This is a genomic window from Herbiconiux daphne (assembly GCF_024979295.1).
In the GTDB taxonomy this organism is placed as follows: Bacteria; Actinomycetota; Actinomycetes; order Actinomycetales; family Microbacteriaceae; genus Herbiconiux; species Herbiconiux daphnes.
Genome location: NZ_JANLCJ010000821.1, coordinates 1 through 519 on the forward strand (window position 1 = coordinate 1; position 519 = coordinate 519).

Genomic DNA, 519 nt, shown 5'->3' on the forward strand with positions numbered 1-519 from the left:
GATGATCCCCGTGTTCATGCGTGATCAATAGAATGTCAACATCATATAGTGAATGTTTGAACATGTCGTATTTGACCCCGATGTCAATCAAAACGTTGCCGATCCGGACGCAATTACCTTTTGACCCACTTGCGATTATTTCATAGTCCAAATCCGTCAATAGTATCACCACCTTTGCAAATAAAAAAAAAAACAAGCTTCACTATCGAAGCTCGTTCATCATAGCATATGAAATTTTGGATCGTCAACATACATTTAACAATTTGTTAAATGAAAATGATTTCTGAAAATCATCATTTGTTTTCATCCTTTTTCTTTTTAGGTCGACCGCTTTTCGCCTTGGTCTTGATGTTTACTACAACACCGGACTTGTCTGCGGTTACTTCCATCGGATCGGGTAGTGCCGCAACTTCTTCGACTGTCTTTTCAGGTAGGTCAAAAAGTTGTGAGTTGAAATCAGTCACTTGCAATTCAAGTTTCTTCAATCCGGCTTTGGTTTTCAGGTCATCAACATCGAAG

At 38.9% G+C, this 519-nt stretch carries 1 protein-coding gene; it reads right to left on the reverse strand.

The features are described from left to right. Positions 1-293 precede the first annotated feature (293 nt). Positions 294-519, reverse strand: a 226-nt coding sequence (locus tag N1032_RS27875) for a hypothetical protein (protein ID WP_259543987.1), incomplete at its 5' end; no start/stop codon positions are given.